Consider the following 16,335-nt stretch of genomic DNA (forward strand, 5'->3'; position numbering starts at 1 on the left):
ACCGCGCAACCAGGCCATCGCGGCGGGCTGGCCGTTCGCCTCGGCCGCGACCATCCGCCACCACTCCCGCGACGCTCATCGTTGGCGCCGCGAGAGTCAAGCAGGCCTCACGGCCAGCGTACGAGGTGCCCGCACCGCCCCACCTTGATGACCGCATCCGCGCGCAGCCCGCGGACCCCGGGCCGATGTGAGCGCGTCTACAAGGTCCGAATTTGTTACCTTCGCAGACATGGACCGACTGGCGGAAATAGTTTTCCGAATACCTGACTCACCGTCGTCCAAGCAATTCCTCGGCGACCTCAAGGAACTCCTCGCCGACGTCACCTACGCCTCGAACGGCTCTCCGGACAGCCTGACTTTGACTCCACCGGCGCCGCTTGCCGCCCGCCCGGCGACCACCTTCCAACTGGCCGACGTGCCCACGCCAGAGATCGTCTTCGACGCCTGCGGCGACATCCGGCTCCCGGGCGGCGGCGGCCCGGCACCACACCGCGACCGAATGAAGCTGGCCGACCTGACACGGCGTATCGCCGGGTCCGTCACGCGCGTCGACCACACCGGTGTCAACCTGCCGGCCCGCTCGCTGTCCACCACGGATTGGGCGGACCTCGTGCGTACCCTGGCCGCCGCCGCCACGATGTACCGCTATCCCACCGGCGAGCAGTGGCCCTTCCTCCTCCCGTCCACCGAAGCGGAACTGGCGACCGACATTCGTGACTTCGTCGTCGGCCGCGAACCCCGCTTCGAGCTGGTGTACGACCCCTGGTGTCCGTGCACCACCTGGCAGTTCGCCTTATGGACGACATTCACGCGAACCGAGCTGGAGAACCTGTTCCCGGCGCCCGTCGGCATCGCACTTCCCGGCCTGGAGGAGATCTTCCGTACGGTCTACGTCGAATCGCCCTGGCCTGACCTCGAAATCCGCCTGGACCTGTGCTTCCGCGTCGACGGCCCATCAGACTGGGAAACCGGTCAGTGGCTGGTGACCGAAGGCGGCCGAATCCGCTGAACTCGGGGGCCGGCCTCCGGGCCGCGGGTGGCCGCGCATGTTCGCTCGTGGACGGGCACTGCGCTGCGAAGGGCGGGCCTCAGGACACCGAGGGCGGCCAGCGGTGTTCGCGCCACGCGTCCCAGGTCACGAACCCCGGCGGTGGGGCGTCGATCGGCTCGCTGCCGTCGAGCTCGCCCGGCGTGGGGATCTCGATGGTGGCGGCCCACTCGGCGAGTTCCTCGTCGGACATCGGCCACGTCGTGTGCGGCGCTGCAGCCTGGCGCTGGTCGAGTCGTCTGCGCTGCTCGGCAGGGTGCAGCTCGAAGTAGCGCAGTTCCACCGCGGCGCCCCGGTCCGCTGCCGCCTGGCGCAGAGCGGATCGCTCGTCCCGGCTCCAGAGCCCGTAGTCGATGACGACGTTGTTGCCCAGCTCGAGGGCGCGCAGCCCGATCTGGATGAGCCGTCCCTCGATCACGTCGCTCGCCGTCGGCGGATTCTCGTGCCCGTAGAGAGCCTTCACCCATTCGTCCTTCGTGAGACGAAGCGCGTCGTGCTCGATCTCGATGCGCCGGGCGGCAGTGGTCTTGCCGGTGCAGGGGAGTCCCACGGTCAGGAACAGGGTGGGTTGCTTCATCATCATCCGCTCATGGCCGCAGGTGTACGCACCGAGGCTAACCTCGGCCCTTCGTTAAGGGCTGTCCACGGAGTGGGCGGAGAAAGAAGAAGTGCCTTCTGATCAGGGAAAATAGGACTTGCTGAGGGTCCGATGTTCCTGTCACGGAAGGCACTTGCTGGGTGAAGGCTACCGCAACACGTCCGAAGATCACGGTGACTGGTGGCGGGCGGGGCGTGGTCGCTCACGCTGGTGCCCGGCTGCTGGCCGATCTCGCCGACGCGACCGGGTTGACCAGCGCGTTCAGTCTTGGGTTGACGGGTCTGCGGCAGCGCGGTGGCGGGCACGACCCGGGCCGGATCGCGGTCGATCTCGCGGTGATGCTCGCCGACGGCGGCGAAGCGATCGCCGATCTCGCCGTCCTGCGTGACCAGGCCGGCCTGTTCGGGCCGGTCGCCTCCGACCCGACCGCCTGGCGGCTGCTGTCGAAGGTGGACGAGGCGATGCTGGCCCAGCTGCGAGCCGCGCGAGCCCAGGCTCGGGAAGTGGCCTGGGCTCAGCACGCCGAGGTCCGCGGCGACCTGCCACAGGTCACCGTGGCCGGCCGCAAGATGCAGGGCCTGGTCCTGGACATCGACGCGACGATCGTCATCTGCCACTCGGAGAAGGAGGCAGCGACCCGGACCTGGAAGAAGACCTTCGGCTATCACCCGTTGTTCTGCTTCCTGGACAACACCGGCGAAGCCCTGTCCGGGCTCCTGCGCGAGGGCCGGGCCGGGTCGAACACCACCGCCGACCACATCACCGTCCTGGACCAGGCACTCACCCAGATCCCCGACGCCCACCGGCACGGCACCCCGGTCCTGCTGCGCAGCGACTCGGCCGGCTCCAGCCACGGCTTCCTCGCCCACATCCGATCGCTGCGCGAGCAGCACCTGGACATCCGATTCAGCGTCGGCACCGCGATCACCGAACCCGTCCGGCAAGCGATCACCGCGGCCTCCGGCTGGATCCCCGCCATCGACACCGACGGCGACCTGCGTGAACACGCCGAGGTCTGTGAGATCACCGGCCTGTTCGACGCTACCGGCTGGCCGCAGGGCACCCGGTTCCTGGTCCGCCGCGAACGCCCGCACCCCGGCGCCCAGCTGTCGCTGTTCGACACCATCGAAGGCTGGCGGCATCAGGTCGTCGCCACCGACACCCCACCCGGCAACGGCGGCATCCAGTTCCTGGAGGCCCGGCACCGGGCCCACGCCCGCGTCGAAGACCGCATCCGCACCGGCAAGGACACCGGCTTCGGCCGGTTCCCGTCCCGGCACTTCGCGATCAACCAGGCCTGGCTACAACTCGCCCTGACCGGCATCGACCTACTCGCCTGGACCCAAACCCTGCTCCTCGACGGCGACCTCGCCACCGCCGAGCCCAAGAGACTGCGCTACCGGCTGCTGCACGTCGCCGCCCGGCTCACCCGCACCGCCCGCCGGACCCGCCTCGCCATCGCCGCCGACTGGCCCTGGACCGAGGCCCTGACCAGCGCTTTCAGCCGCCTCGCGGCACTCCCACGACCCGCAGGCTGACCCAGCAACCCACGTCCCACCAGCTTCACGGAGGAACCCGGCCCTGCGCCGGGCCATCAGCATGCCAGCAACCCGGCAAACCGCATCCGAAGTCACATCAATCGATCAGCAGCTATGGACGATGAGCCAAGTGAAAGACCGAGGCTAACCGTCGGCGCCGGATTTCCCTCGGATGGGGGAGACGATCGCGTTCAAGATCAGCGGAAAGACGACCTGCGGACGTCTCGCATCCGCACAGCGACTCAGCGCGAGCGTTTCCAGCGGGCACCTTGCAGTCGATAGGCCAACTGGGCTGCGGCTTGAAGGGGAAGCCATCGGCGCCGGAACCCCAGATTCGACAGCACGACGTTGACGATGCAGACGGCCACTACGGTGGAAGCGGCGAGTCCTACCCGCAACGAGAACTGGTACGACAGAAGCAGCACCGCCGCCCCGAGCAGTACATTGCCGGCCAGGAAGAATGCAATCCCCGCATTGAAGAATGGGCGTTGGGTCGCGAATACTGATGTCTCGTCACGATCGTCGTCATCCCTTCGATTTCGGATGACATCGGCGTTGAGTGAGTTCGCCAGGACACCGGACGCGAAAATGTAGAAGAGCGCGGCGAGGATTATGAGGCCCGGAAGTCGTCTTTCGAGGGTGAAAAGGGCCTGTTTCCGGTCGATGAATCGTCGCTCATGTCATGTCCCACCGTCACCGCGTCGGGAGTTCGAGAGGCCGGCCAGGCACTCGAGGCGATGGTAGCCGCGGCCGTCAAAGAGGACTCTTGCGATACAGAGCACGGCCTCAGAGGCGGCTGGCGGCCCGTTTCTATGCTGGCGGAATCGACATATCACGCCTCCCCGATGACGTCGCCGCCCTCATCGGCGCTCTGCGCCCCGGTGAGCAGCTGCCCATCACCCGGGACGGCCTTCCGATTGCGACGATTTCCGGCGTGGGTGGTGCGCTCGACGGTGAGATCGTCGCGCCCGGTCCTCCGCGGGAAGACACCGCCGAGCCGCGGGCCGGCTACGACGACGTGACCGTTGTTGCGACGGCGATGGCGCTGCCCGATGCGGCGCGGGCCTCGTTGTCCGAGCAGCTCGGCGCCGGCTACATCGTCGTCGACATGCATTCTGCTCCGGCTACGGCCGACGTGCTGCTGGTGCCGCCGATCAGCCCGCAGCTGATCGGGCACTTGCGTTCGATGTTTCCTGAGGCCCGCATCGTTGCCGCCGAATTCGAGGACGACGCCCTCGGCATCAGCTATCTCGGGGCGATCCGCCGCATGCTCGACGCCGGCGCCGAGACGTACCTGGCCTCGTCCGCCATCGAGCAGCTGGCCAGGCAACTCGATCGGGTCATCACCGAGCGCCACCGGCTCGCCGACGGGATCGACTCTCCACTCGAGATCGAGCGCCAGGCACGGGTTGAAGATCAGCCTGAATGATGAGGGCGCGAGTCAGCTGCCTCAACGCCGACGGTCCCCAGCCGGTCGGGTCGTCGCCGGGTGGCACCATCGCCAGGGCCTGCCAGAGCAGGAGGATGTCCAGCCAGCGTGCCTCGGCCTCGGTCAGCGGGCGCACGGACTGATAACCGGCGACGAATTCGGCGCGTACGTCGGCCGGCACCGGTCCCCAGTTGTGGTAGCGGGTGCCGAGCAGGATCGCCGCGCGGGCCAGCTCGACCAGCGGGTGATCATGCTGGGTCTCCTCGAAGTCGAGGACGGCGGCGACCTTGCCGTCGGCGACCAGGATGTTGGCGGAGCGGAAGTCGAAATGGACGAGCTGACGCGCGAGCCGGTCGGGCGGCGCCCCGGCGACCAGGTCGCGCAGCGTGTCCCGGGCTGCCGCGGGCAGATGGCCGGCGCGGGAGCCGAGCCAAGCGGTGACCCGGGCGGTCAACGGTTCGGACGAGCCGGCGAGCGCGGGAAGCTGATCGGCGTGCGGGTAGGCGGCCAGGGCGCTCTGCAGTTCGGCGAGGAGGGCTCCGGACGCCCGTACCTGATCAAGGTCTGCGGTGTTGAGAAGCTCGCCCATGATCTCGCGCTGCAGGCCCATCGAGACACGGCCGGCCTCGACCTGAAGCCGGCCGCCCCGTGCCGGAACCGGCGCTGACACCGGCAGCCCCCGATCGTGCAGCCAGCCGGTGAGACGCGCGGTCTGCGCCAGACGCGGGAAACGCTCGGGCACGACCGACCATTTCGCGATCAGCCGGCCGGACGGCGTGCCGACCCAGGCCAGCGCGTTGCCGTCGCTCATCACGATTCGCTCGCAGGTCTCGACGCGAACACCCCAGTGCTCGTCCAGCATCGCGGCAACCCAGCGGCCGGCCGACTTCTCATCGCTGAAGCCGAATCGTTCGTCGAGCGCCTGGCGAGGGTCGTGCGGCTCCCACAGCATCTCCAACACCGGCGCATCCCATCACAGGATCGCGCGGTCCGCGTACCGAATAGATGGTCTACAATCCCGGGAGCGCTCCCACGGTGACCCCGCACCGGGAGCCGGCGCCCTCCACGCTCGATCGACGCGGTCTGCGAGCCCGAGCTAGGCCGGTTCCAGCGCTCGAGACCGAGAGGGAACAGACATGGGTACGAGAGTACGGAAGGTCGGGCTCGCATTACTTGCCGCCACCCTGACCTTCGCTGGGACCGTGTACGGCGTGACGAGATCGGCCTCGGCCGATGTCGTCGCCCAGCTCAACGGGCCTCAGCTGGTAGCTGACATGGGCGCCGGCTGGAACCTGGGCAACACACTCGAGGCCAACATCAACGGCATCCCCAGTGAGACGGCCTGGGGGAACCCGACGGTGACGCAGGCCTTCATCGACCGGGTACGGGCCTCGGGTTTCAAGACGATCCGCATCCCGGTCTCCTACCTGGGACACATCGGAGCCGGCCCCAGCTACACCGTCAACGCGGCGTGGCTGAACCGGATCCAGGAGGTCGTCGACTACGCCCACAGCCGTGGCCTGTACGTGCTGATCAACATGCACGGCGACGGCTACAAGAGCGTCTCCGGCTCCTGGCTGATCTGCGACGCGGCCGACCAGACCACGATCCGCGACAAGTACCAGAAGGTCTGGCAGCAGGTGGCCACTCGGTTCCAGAGCTACAACGACCACCTGATCTTCGAGTCGATGAACGAGAACTTCGACGGTCAGTACGGCAACCCGACCCAGCCGTGCTACTCCAACATCAACGCCTACAACCAGATCTTCGTGGACACCGTGCGCCGCACCGGCGGCACCAACGCCTCCCGATGGCTGCTGGTGCCCGGCTGGAACACGAACATCGACCACACCGTGGGCAGCGGCTTCGTGATCCCGACCGACCAGTACCGGTCGTCGACCATCCCCGCCGGTGAGCAGCGACTGATGATCTCGGTGCACTACTACGACCCGTGGGACTTCGCCGGTCAGGAGGACGGCAACATCACGCAGTGGGGCGCCGGCGCGACCAACCCGGCGAAGAAGTCGGTCTGGGGCCAGGAAGACTTCATGGACGGCCAGATGAAGAAGATGCGCGACACCTTCGTCGCGCGCGGCTACCCGTTCTTCGTCGGTGAGTACGGCTCGATCGACAAGACGACGTACGACTCGTCCAACAACCGGTACCGCGTGGACTACGCGCGCACCCTGGTGGCCACCGCCAAGAAGTACGGTGGAGCCACCGCCTACTGGGACAACGGCTGGAACGGGCAGCACGGCTTCGGCCTGTTCAACCGCAGCTCCGCCACGGTCACCCAGCAGGGCATCATCGACGCCATCATGAGCGGCGTCGGCGGCAGCCAGCCGTCCAGCCCGCCGCCGTCGTCACCGTCCGCCTCGCCGTCGCCGTCGCCGTCGCCGTCCCAGTCGCCGTCCGCCTCGCCCAGTGTGTCGCCGTCGACCAGCCCCGGCGGCACCGGCGCCTGCCGGGTCAGCAGCGCGGTCAACGCGTGGAACACCGGGCTGACCAACAGCATCACCATCACCAACACCGGCACCACCGCGATCAACGGCTGGAGCCTGGCGTTCACCCTGGCCGCCGGGCAGAGCATCGTCTCTGGTTGGAGCGCCAGCTACTCGCCGTCCAGCGGCACGGTGACCGCTACCAACGCCAGTTACAACGGCAGCCTCGCGCCGGGAGGCTCGGCAACCATCGGTTACCAGGCCAACCACACCGGCAATGCGGCCGCACCGACCGGCTTCAAACTCAACGGCGCCACCTGCAGTTGATCACCACCACGAAGGGCCGGACCGCTTCAGCGGCCCGGCCCTTCGCCCGGGTTGTCGAACTCCCAGTACGCCCGAAGCGCCGCAATCCTTCCCGCGCCGTCACTGCGGTAGGTGAAGACACCACACACCTGGACGGAACGTCCTCCCGGCATGGCGATGTGGATGCTGCCGACGTCGGCGACCTCGTCGCCGCACAGGTAGGACCGCTCGATCTCGAAGCGCATCCGGTCGACCGACCCGATCACGGTGTCGTAGAACCGGGCGATGGCCGCGGCGCCCCGATGCCCGCGCCCGTCCGGGCAGAGCGGGGACGGGCCGACCGGGTCCTCCACCACCGCATCGTCGGTGAAGAGGCCGAGCCAGGCCTCACGGTCCTTCGCGCCGGCCGCTGCCTGCGACCGCCGTGCCAGCTCACGGATGGTCGACACTGCTGACGTCATCGCGCGTCCTCCCGCCGAGCCTCCACGACGCCACGAGAATAGAACACGTTTCAGTTTGTCGACAACGCCTGCCCCTCTTTCAGGCGGTGGAGGCGGTCATGCGAACGGACACGAGAAGGCCGGGTAGTTCGACGCCGAGCTTGGCGACGTAGCGCGTGGGCGGCTCGGTGGGGAACCAGGTCGCGTACTCCTCGTTCATTCCTGCGAAATCTTCCGGCCTGGCCAGGAGCACGCCGACCTCGACGATGGCCTCCCACGTCGCGCCCGCGGCCCGCAGGACGGCGCGGCAGTTGGCGAGGGCCTGGCGTGTCTGGTCCTGGATCGTCGGTCCGGCCAGGGCGCCGGTGGTCACGTCGATGCCGGGCTGGCCCGAGACGTGGACCAGGCCGCCGGCCTTCACCCCCTGGCTGTACAACGGGGAGCTGGGCGCGTCCGCTGTGCTGACTATTTCTCGCATCCCCTCAAGCTAACGGCGCTCAGGCCACGGTGGACGTCACCGACCTGCGGGCACGGGGGCCGGGTCAACGCGAAGTACGACGCGGAGGCCACCAGCAGCCCGGCACCCCACAGCGTGTAGCCGCCCATCTCCGCCAGCAGCGGCAGGAACGGGCCGCCGAACTCGCCGCGGATCCAGGCGGTCATCCCGGCGATGCCGAAGTACGCGGTCAGGCTCGCCCCGACGAACAGCCCGGTGCCGAGCACCAGCCACCGCGGCACCGTCCGGCCGCGCAGCGGGCCCGACCAGGCCGACCAGATCCGGCCCCAACGGTGCGCCAGGGCCAGGGGCAGCACGGTGCCGGCCAAACTCATCAACAGTACGAAGACGAGCATCGCGGTCGACGAGATGCCGCTCGCCCGGGTCGCCGCGGACGGCCAACCCCCGGCGATCGTGTCGCTGAGCCACACGCTCATCCGTGCGACGAACCCGGCCACGGCGAGGTAGGCGCCGGCGAAGGCCCAGCCGGGCGCCCGCTCCGCCCGGCTCTCCGGTGATCTGCCGTGGACCCGGCCGCAGGACTCGCAAGGATGCGCGGCCCGCCGGCGCTCGTCCGCGGCGATGATCAGGCACAGGACGCCACCGGCGGCGCCGCTGCCGGTCGCCAGCAGGCTGGTCATGGTGCCGGAATGGACGCCTTCGAACAGTAGCGACACCAGCATCACCGGGAACAGGAACGAGTACACACACAGGGCGGTGCCCGCGACGGCGTTGAAGGCGGCGAGTGCGTAGCGGCCGGTGTCGCTCACCTCGCGGCGGGCGGCAGCCGCGGCGCACAGGCATCCGGTGGCCGCCAGAACACCGAGGACCACCGGAACCCATCCGCCGGGGAAGTAGGACTCCCGGCCGTTCAGGAATCGCGGTCCACCGCCGATCGCCCATGCCACGTGGATCACGGTGTATGCGATCAGCAAAACCGCCGCGACGACGTGGATCCGTCTCTGCTGCTGCAGCTTGGCAGCGGCCTTCCCCGCAAGCCGGCCGATTCTGTTCATGCTGCTCACGGTAGGAATGAGCGCGCCGGTCCGGCTCCCTCCGGGGAGGGAGCGTCCTCCCGCTCGATAGTGGGTTCACGGTATGGACCCCGACCGGCCGGCGGACCTTCCGAGGGGCGGTCAGGGGAGGCTGTCGCCGGGACGCCGGATGCCGAAGTTGCGGGAGATCGCGTCGGTCACCAGCGACGACATCATCTTCGCGTCGCCTCCGGTGGCGCTCCACAGCAGGGCCGCCACCGGACCGTCGATCCGCACCGTCACCGCAGGCAGGGTTCGCGCCTCGACCAATCGCGCCGGCAGGGGATCAGCGGGTACCGGCGCGGGCACTGCGGCGACTGGCGGCGGTGCGGCTGCCCAGGTGCCGCTCGACGGCGTGTGGCACGGCAGGCAGGCACCGGTGGCGCCGGTGAGCACGTACCGGGTCACTGCCGCCCGGTGCACCGGCTGCCACTGGCGGCCGCCGCATCCGGAACAGGACACACCCGAAAGGTAGGCCGCAGCGGCAGCGTGGGCATCCGCTGCCTCGCGGGCTTCCTCGGCCCGCTGCAGGTCGCCGGCGAACGCGAGCCACCGCGGCTGCGCGCCGGCCGGAACGCACGCCCAATAGCGTTGCGCCCGCGCGTAAGCGTCTGCAGTCGCGCCGGGGTGCCGCCGCAACGACAGGGCGAGCAGCACACGTCCGTCCGGGCCGATCGTCAGCGCGAAGCGGTCCGCCTGTTCAGTCACGGCCCGACCATCGGCACCGCGACGCGCGGGACAAGCAAAATCTGCGCACGAAATCCCGGTGCGCGCTTCGGCCGTACGCTGATTTGTCTTTCGGCAGTGTCGGGCGGCAGCCGCAGCCCGTACCGTCGCCTCGGTGAAGCGCGCAACGATCAAGGCCGCACGGGTTCCTGGCTCCGTGAGTGTTCTGACGGCGGCTGCGGTCGTGTTCGCTGGTCTGAGCATGGTGAGCGGCTGGTGGTTGCTGCCGACCGTGGTCACCGCATTCCTGGCCGGTCGGCGCCCGGGGCGGACGGGTCCGGCGGTGCTCGCGCTGGTGGCGGTGCTCTCGGCCGGTGTGGTGGCGTTCGCGGTCGTGCCCGGCTGGCTGTCACTGGCGAGCCGGTTCCTGATCGTGTTCGTCGCCGCCACGATGTCGCCATGGTTCGTGGGACGGTTCTGGCGCCAGTATCAGGAACTCGTCCGGGCCGGCTGGGAACGCGCCGAGCAGGTGCAGCGTGAACAGCAACTGGTCGCCGAGCAAGCGCGGCTGCGCGAACGGGCACGGATCGCCCAGGACATGCATGACCTGCTCGGCCACGACCTCACCTTGATCGCGCTGTCCGCGGGCGCGCTGAAACTCGCGCCGGACCTGGAAGAGCATCATCGCAAGGCGGCCGCGGACCTCAGGGCCCGGGCCGCGGCCGCGGTGGAGCGCCTCGGCGAGGTCATCGGCGTCCTGCGCGAGCAGACCGACAGCGCCCCCATGGACGCCCACGGGCCCGGCCTCGCCGCGCTGACGGCCGCGGCGTCCGCATCGGGGCTGGGGGTGGAGCTGCGCATCGATGGCGAGGCCGCCGATCTGCCGCCGATGGCCGAGCGGGCCGTTCATCGGGTCGCGCAGGAAGCGCTGACCAACGTGGCCAAACACGCGCCCGGAGCGACGGCGATCATTTCCGTGACGCACGCGGCGACCGAGACGACGATAATGGTGGAGAACGGCCCGCCGAAGTCGCAAGACGGCCCGCAGTCACGGCCCCGCGGCGGCGGGCATGGTCTGACCGGCCTCGCTGAACGGGTGCGGCTCGTCGGCGGCACCTTCGAGCACGGCCCGCACCACGGTGGTTTCGCCGTCACCGCGCGGATCCCGCACACCCCCGTGCCACCGCCGGTCACCCCTGAGGTCGACCGGGCGCTGCCGCAGGAACATCGCCGCGCCCGGCGGCGTGTCGGCCGGTCCCTGGTCATCGCGGTCATGGTGCCGCTGGTCACCGGTGCGCTGCTGAGCGGGGCCCTGGCGGGCTGGGAGACACTGTCCGCGTCACAGGCGGTCCTGGAACCGGGTGACTTCGCCCGTCTGCGCATCGGGCAGGATCGTTCCGAGGTGGAGCGTCTCCTGCCGCGCCGGCAGACGCGCTACCGACCGGTGACCGCCGAGCCGACCGAGGACGGGTTGACGTGCGAGTACTACGCGATGACGGCCGACCGCTTCGACGACCGGTCCGGAGACGCATACCGGCTCTGCTTCCGCGACGACGTGCTGGTGTCCCGGGACGCAGTCACCCCATGAGCCGCCGATGATCCGCGTACTGATCGCCGACGACGAGCCGATGATCCGTGTCGGGCTGCGCGCGGTACTCGCCACCGCTTCGGACATCGAAGTCATCGGGGAGGCCTGCGACGGACACCACGCCGTCGAGCTGGCGCGACGGCACCGGCCCGCAGTGGCCGTCCTGGACATCCGGATGCCCGGTATGAACGGCATCGAAGCGATGGCGGAGCTCCGCCGGACCGTGCCGGCCACCCGTGTGGTCATTCTGACGACGTTCGGGGAGGACGACTACATCCTGCAGGCGCTCGGCGGCGGCGCTGCCGGCTTCCTGATCAAGTCCGGCGAGCCCGAGGAACTGATCATGGGGGTACGCGCGGTTGCCGACGGCGCCGCCTACCTGTCACCGAAGGTCGCGGCCCGCGTCGTGGCGCACCTCGCCGCGACGGGCGCGGACACCACGGTCACGCGGCGCTCCAGCGCCCGTGACCGGGTCGGCGCCCTCACTCCCCGGGAACGGGAGGTGCTGGCCCTCCTCGGCAGCGGCCTGTCCAACGGGCAGATAGCCCGGCGCCTGCATGTGGTCGAAGGAACGATCAAGGCACATGTGAGCTCCATCCTGGCCAGACTGGGCGTGGACAACCGGGCGGCGGCCGCGGTGGTCGCCCATCAGGCAGGGATCACTGCTCCATTACCTGAGCAGCAGTGACGACACCATGCGGCCGTCGCCGCCACCGATGATCGGCACGAGCCTCAGGTGGGGGAGTCCGCCGGCGCGGTCTCCGACCAGCGTGGCCACCAGCGGTCGGCACAGCTGAGCGCGTCGAGGCAGGCCTCGGCGAGCGCGTCCCGCCCCGTTGCCGGCACCACGTCGAAAAGCTCGGCCAGCAGGGCGAAGCAGTCGTTGAGGTCGACGCCCTCCAGACAGCGGCGCAGGATGTCGGTCCGAGGTGACCACATTGGTCACCAGGCCTACGGCGGCGCTGATGAGAACGCTCAGCGACGCCGCCAGGATCCGTCCCTACCTCGATGCTAGGGCGGCGTGCCCACCCGGGACATCGCGGAAGGGGCGGCGCTCGCTCGTCGTCTACTGCGGGAAACCGTCGCCGTAGTCGACGACGTCGGTCGCCGGCACCGGGGACGGCCAACCGCGGGCCGGTCGCAGCGCGAGGCTGGCGTGGAGTTGGCCGAGCTGGGCGATCGCGGACAGCAGGCGCACATCGGCCGGGTTCACGTCATTGCTGTCGATGCCTCGCTGTACCACCTCGAACTGGCGTTCTGCGTCTGCGGCCAGTGCTTCCGCGCGGGCGGCGTGCTGTTCGGGCGTCATCGGAACATGATTGCCAGTCCGCCCGGCAAGGTCCAGAGCCTGCTTGATGTTGATGTGCCGGCCGGCTTCAACTCGGGTCGGCGTAGGAGCCGGCCACCGCCGGGCCGAGGGTGGCCGAGGGGGTGCCGACGGCGGTGAAGCTGACCGGGCTGGGTGAGAACGGATATCCGGTGGTGGAGGAGATTGATTGTTGCCGCCTGATCGCGGGCCTGGCATCGGGGCGTTAGCCTGCCGGCATGGCCGACGCAGCCGATCTCGGGGATCCCGCCTTCCTGGACGCCCGGTCGCGGGCGCTCGCCCGCGACGGCGTGCTGGCCGGCCGCTACGTGCTGGTGGACGGCGAGCTGTTGAAGCAGGCGTACGCGTCCGCGGATCCGGACGGTCCGGCTGTGGAGGTGCGCCCGGACCATCCGGGTGCACGCCAGGAACCGTCGGGGCGCTGGATCGCGCGTGTCCCGTACGAGCAGATCGTCTTGAGGGTCTTCTTCACCACCACGGCCCGGCACCGCGAGGGCGGCCTGCTGGAACTGAAAGCCCGCGAGCAGGACACGGTACGCGCGACCTGGTGGCGCGGCGACAACGCGGATCTGTCCTCGACCATCCCGGACGGGTTTCTGTGGGAGAAGAACGACGACTACTACTACGGCACGGTGGTGGCAGACGAGCTCGAGGACGTGACGATCTCGGTCCGGCAGCTGCGGGGATAGCTCTCAGCGCGATGTCGAGGCGATGGCGTCTTTGATTGCTTGCGCGTCGCTGTCCAGCAGCGCCCTTTCACGTTCCTGCGTCTCGGCCTTGAGGGTCCAGCCGTCCCCTGCATAGCGGGGGACGACGTGCAGGTGGAAGTGGAAGACCGTCTGGAAGGCGACCTCGCCGTCGCAGAGCATGACGTTGATTCCCTCGCACGCCATGCTTGAGCGGCGTAGGGCGCGTGCCATGTCGTGACCGACGGACCAGACGTGAGCGCTCGTGGCTCGGTCGAGGTCCTCGAGACCCACGGCGTGCCTGCGTGGCACGACGAGAAGATGGCCGGGCGTGACGGGGTTCAGGTCCATGAAGGCGACCACGGTCTCGTCCTCGTACACCACGCTGGCCTCGGCCTGTCGCGCCGCGATGGCGCAGAAGATGCACTTCTGCGCTGCCGATGTCGTGTCCTGGGTCATGCGCGCGATGGTTCCAGCGCGCCTGGACAGGTGCAATTCAATTCGGGGTGGGAGCAGGTGCTTCAGACCCGGCGCCCCGCATCGCTTTCACCAGCGCCGGGCCCATGAGTTCGTGGGCGAGTGGAGGCAGCTCCTCGGGCCGGAACCAGCGGATGTCGTCATGTTCGTCGGGAGCGACGTTCGCCGGTGTCCCCTCCCATTCGCCGACAAGCCAGGCGCTGATGCGTACGGAATCCTCGCCCTGGCCTGCCTCCAGCCGGCACAGATGGATCGCCGTGCCTGTTGCGATCTGTACGCCCAGTTCCTCGTGCAGCTCCCTGGCGAGCGCGGCCGGCTCGGTCTCGGCCGGCTCGATGTGCCCGCCGGGCAGATCCCGCACGTCCGGGTAGGCGTGGCGGTTCGGGCTTCGGTGGACGAGCAGGACCCGGCCCTCGCGAACCAGCGCCCCGGTGACGATCTCGTGCATGGGTGGGGATTGTGCCAGGACCGTCCGACAAGATTTTGGCGTGCGCTTGGCCGCGGCGGTGCCTACGGTCTGGGGATGCGACTGCGCGCGGTTACCTTCGAGGCGTCCGACCCGGTTCGTGCGGCGCAGTTCTGGGCCGCGCTGTTGCGCCGGGAGGCCATCGAGGACGCCGACGGGGTGCTGCTGCCGGGCACGGGGACGCAGCTGGGCCTTCGCTTCGTCGCCGGCCGTGCGGGCCGACTCGGCAAGAACCGCATGCACCTGCATCTGACCAGCGCCGATCTCGACGAGCAGAGACGCACGGTGGCGATGGCGCTCGAGTCGGGTGGCCGCCACCTCGACGTCGGGCAACTGCCTGAGGAGGAGCACGTCGTGCTGGCCGACCCCGCGGGATACGAGTTCTGCGTGATCGAGCCCGGCAACGCGTACCTCGCTGGGTGTGGCCCGCTGGGTGAGCTGGCCTGTGACGGCACCCGCGAGGTCGGCCTGTTCTGGAGCAAGGTGCTGGGCTGGCCGCTGGTGTGGGAGCACGGTGCGGAGACCGCGATCCAGTCACCGGGCGGAGGCACCAAGATCGCATGGTCGGGGTCGCCCGCGGCACCGAAGACGGAGCCCAACCGGCAGCGCTTCGATCTGCTCGTGGCCGCCGACGGTGAGCAGAGTGCGCTCGTCTCTCTCGGCGCTACCCGGCTGGAGATCGACAAGAACGGTGCTGTCCTGCTGGCAGATCCCGACGGCAACGAGTTCAGCGTCAGGGCGAGCGAAACGCCGAGGCCGTAGCGATGCCACATCTCGAACTGAGGCGCGCGATGGATGTGGGCGGCCTGGCTCGCCGCATGACGTTCTGCCTGGACGGGCAGGCGGTGGCACGTCTCCGGCGCGGCGCCTCCGCCGGTGTGGAAGTCGGGACGTCGTTAACGCTGCCAGGACCGTACGGTCAGCACGGCGTCGGCGAATGCCGCGGGGGCTTCCTGCGGGAGGTTGTGGCCGGCGCCCACCAGACGGTGCTCGTGACCGGCGACGAACATCGGCGCATGGTCGGCGGTGCCGCCGGGCTTCAAGGTGTCGCCGGCGCCGTCCAACGTCACCGCGGGCACGGTGATCTTCGGGCGACCGGCGAGGCGGTCCTCGAGACCGGCGTAGGCCGGATCGCCCGCGGCCCGGCCGAGCGCGTGACGGTAGGCGTGGATGACGACGTCGACGAAGTCGGGGTTGTCGAAGGACACCGCGGTCCGGGCGAACGTGGCCTCGTCGAACGCCCATCCGGGTGACCATTGGTGCCACAGCATCCGGCACAGGTCGCGGCGGTGAGCGGCCAGGCTCTCGCGGCCGCGGTCGGTCTGGAACAGGTGCTGGTACCACACGGCATGCTCGACGGCCGGGTCGAACGCATGCCGTTGTCGTTCGATGTCGATGATGTCGTAGCCGGCCAGCGACACCAGACCGGTGATCCGCTGCGGCCACAACGCGGCCGCGACACAGGAGGCGAGGCCGCACCAGTCGTACCCGGCCACGATCGGGCCGTCGAGGTGCAGCGCGTCGGCCAACGCGATCAGGTCGGAACCGAGGGCAGCCTGCTGGCCGCTGCGCACGGTGGCGGCGGAACGGAAGCGGGTGGGGCCGAAACCGCGCAGGTACGGGCGGATCACCGTCGCGCCGTGTGCGGTCAGGATGGGGACGACCTGATCGTAGGCGTGGATGTCGTAGGGGAAGCCGTGCGACAGGACGACCGGCCAGCCGTCTAACGGGCCGTCCTGCCGATAGGCGACGGACAACACGCCGGCATCGACATGATCCATGCCGTCACCATACG

At 69.4% G+C, this 16,335-nt stretch carries 19 protein-coding genes; 8 read left to right on the plus strand and 11 right to left on the minus strand.

What is annotated here, in order from left to right; genetic code table 11:
- The first annotated feature begins 229 nt into the window (after positions 1–229).
- Positions 230–1,009 (plus strand): hypothetical protein, encoded by a 780-nt coding sequence (locus tag OHA21_RS12740; protein ID WP_328473530.1) that lies wholly within the window; start codon positions 230–232, stop codon positions 1,007–1,009.
- A 79-nt stretch (positions 1,010–1,088) separates the two neighbouring features.
- On the opposite strand, the gene OHA21_RS12745 is transcribed toward OHA21_RS12740, so the two are convergent.
- Positions 1,089–1,631: an ATP-binding protein gene (locus OHA21_RS12745; RefSeq protein ID WP_328473532.1), complete on the minus strand. Its 543-nt coding sequence runs from the start codon at positions 1,629–1,631 to the stop codon at positions 1,089–1,091.
- A 155-nt stretch (positions 1,632–1,786) separates the two neighbouring features.
- Between OHA21_RS12745 and OHA21_RS12750 the strand changes: the two genes are divergently transcribed.
- Positions 1,787–3,184, plus strand: a complete 1,398-nt coding sequence (locus OHA21_RS12750) for an IS1380 family transposase (RefSeq protein WP_328468718.1) — start codon at positions 1,787–1,789, stop codon at positions 3,182–3,184.
- Positions 3,185–3,950: 766 nt separating this feature from the next.
- Positions 3,951–4,613 carry a hypothetical protein gene (locus tag OHA21_RS12755; protein ID WP_328473534.1) on the plus strand — a complete coding sequence of 221 codons (663 nt, stop codon included), beginning with the start codon at positions 3,951–3,953 and terminating at the stop codon, positions 4,611–4,613.
- Here the strand turns inward: OHA21_RS12755 and OHA21_RS12760 are convergent.
- Positions 4,528–5,565: a phosphotransferase gene (locus OHA21_RS12760; protein ID WP_328478396.1), complete on the minus strand. Its 1,038-nt coding sequence runs from the start codon at positions 5,563–5,565 to the stop codon at positions 4,528–4,530. The genes OHA21_RS12755 and OHA21_RS12760 overlap by 86 nt on opposite strands.
- Positions 5,566–5,749: 184 nt before the next feature.
- Between OHA21_RS12760 and OHA21_RS12765 the strand changes: the two genes are divergently transcribed.
- Entirely contained in the window at positions 5,750–7,381 is a 1,632-nt protein-coding gene (locus OHA21_RS12765) for a cellulase family glycosylhydrolase (RefSeq protein WP_328473536.1), read from the plus strand.
- 26 nt (positions 7,382–7,407) lie between these two features.
- On the opposite strand, the gene OHA21_RS12770 is transcribed toward OHA21_RS12765, so the two are convergent.
- The 4 genes from OHA21_RS12770 to OHA21_RS12785 all read right to left on the minus strand — a co-directional run bounded on the left by OHA21_RS12770 (position 7,408) and on the right by OHA21_RS12785 (position 10,038).
- Positions 7,408–7,821 (minus strand): nuclear transport factor 2 family protein, encoded by a 414-nt coding sequence (locus tag OHA21_RS12770; RefSeq protein WP_328473538.1) that lies wholly within the window; start codon positions 7,819–7,821, stop codon positions 7,408–7,410.
- Positions 7,822–7,900: 79 nt separating this feature from the next.
- Entirely contained in the window at positions 7,901–8,278 is a 378-nt protein-coding gene (locus OHA21_RS12775) for a RidA family protein (protein WP_328473540.1), read from the minus strand.
- Complete coding sequence (locus OHA21_RS12780; protein WP_328473542.1) at positions 8,266–9,312, minus strand: hypothetical protein; 1,047 nt, start codon at positions 9,310–9,312, stop codon at positions 8,266–8,268. Before OHA21_RS12780 ends, OHA21_RS12775 begins: the two co-directional genes overlap by 13 nt.
- Before the next feature lie 120 nt (positions 9,313–9,432).
- Positions 9,433–10,038 (minus strand): hypothetical protein, encoded by a 606-nt coding sequence (locus tag OHA21_RS12785; protein ID WP_328473544.1) that lies wholly within the window; start codon positions 10,036–10,038, stop codon positions 9,433–9,435.
- A 175-nt stretch (positions 10,039–10,213) separates the two neighbouring features.
- Here OHA21_RS12785 and OHA21_RS12790 point away from each other — a divergent pair, with 175 nt between their 5' ends.
- Positions 10,214–11,584, plus strand: coding sequence for a sensor histidine kinase (locus tag OHA21_RS12790; protein ID WP_328473546.1), 1,371 nt, complete (start codon positions 10,214–10,216; stop codon positions 11,582–11,584).
- Positions 11,585–11,591: 7 nt separating this feature from the next.
- Positions 11,592–12,272, plus strand: coding sequence for a response regulator transcription factor (locus OHA21_RS12795; protein WP_328473548.1), 681 nt, complete (start codon positions 11,592–11,594; stop codon positions 12,270–12,272).
- Between the two features lie 44 nt (positions 12,273–12,316).
- Here OHA21_RS12795 and OHA21_RS12800 read toward each other — a convergent pair whose 3' ends face one another.
- On the minus strand, positions 12,317–12,523 hold the full coding sequence (locus OHA21_RS12800; RefSeq protein ID WP_328473550.1) for a hypothetical protein: 207 nt from the start codon (positions 12,521–12,523) through the stop codon (positions 12,317–12,319).
- Positions 12,524–12,650: 127 nt separating this feature from the next.
- The gene (locus OHA21_RS12805) at positions 12,651–12,893 is read right to left on the minus strand and encodes a hypothetical protein (RefSeq protein WP_328473552.1); all 243 of its coding nucleotides are present in this window, start codon (positions 12,891–12,893) and stop codon (positions 12,651–12,653) included.
- A 236-nt stretch (positions 12,894–13,129) separates the two neighbouring features.
- On the opposite strand from OHA21_RS12805, the gene OHA21_RS12810 reads away from it, so the two are divergent.
- On the plus strand, positions 13,130–13,600 hold the full coding sequence (locus tag OHA21_RS12810; protein ID WP_328473554.1) for a hypothetical protein: 471 nt from the start codon (positions 13,130–13,132) through the stop codon (positions 13,598–13,600).
- 3 nt (positions 13,601–13,603) lie between these two features.
- Here OHA21_RS12810 and OHA21_RS12815 read toward each other — a convergent pair whose 3' ends face one another.
- Positions 13,604–14,056, minus strand: a complete 453-nt coding sequence (locus tag OHA21_RS12815; protein ID WP_328473556.1) for an HIT family protein — start codon at positions 14,054–14,056, stop codon at positions 13,604–13,606.
- Positions 14,057–14,093: 37 nt separating this feature from the next.
- The gene (locus OHA21_RS12820) at positions 14,094–14,522 is read right to left on the minus strand and encodes an NUDIX domain-containing protein (protein ID WP_328473558.1); all 429 of its coding nucleotides are present in this window, start codon (positions 14,520–14,522) and stop codon (positions 14,094–14,096) included.
- A gap of 75 nt (positions 14,523–14,597) precedes the next feature.
- Here OHA21_RS12820 and OHA21_RS12825 point away from each other — a divergent pair, with 75 nt between their 5' ends.
- On the plus strand, positions 14,598–15,302 hold the full coding sequence (locus tag OHA21_RS12825) for a VOC family protein (RefSeq protein WP_328473560.1): 705 nt from the start codon (positions 14,598–14,600) through the stop codon (positions 15,300–15,302).
- A gap of 134 nt (positions 15,303–15,436) precedes the next feature.
- Here the strand turns inward: OHA21_RS12825 and OHA21_RS12830 are convergent, their stop codons facing one another.
- Positions 15,437–16,321: an alpha/beta fold hydrolase gene (locus OHA21_RS12830; protein WP_328473562.1), complete on the minus strand. Its 885-nt coding sequence runs from the start codon at positions 16,319–16,321 to the stop codon at positions 15,437–15,439.
- Between the last annotated feature and the right edge of the window lie 14 nt (positions 16,322–16,335).

Source organism: Actinoplanes sp. NBC_00393 (assembly GCF_036053395.1).
GTDB lineage: Bacteria > Actinomycetota > Actinomycetes > Mycobacteriales > Micromonosporaceae > Actinoplanes.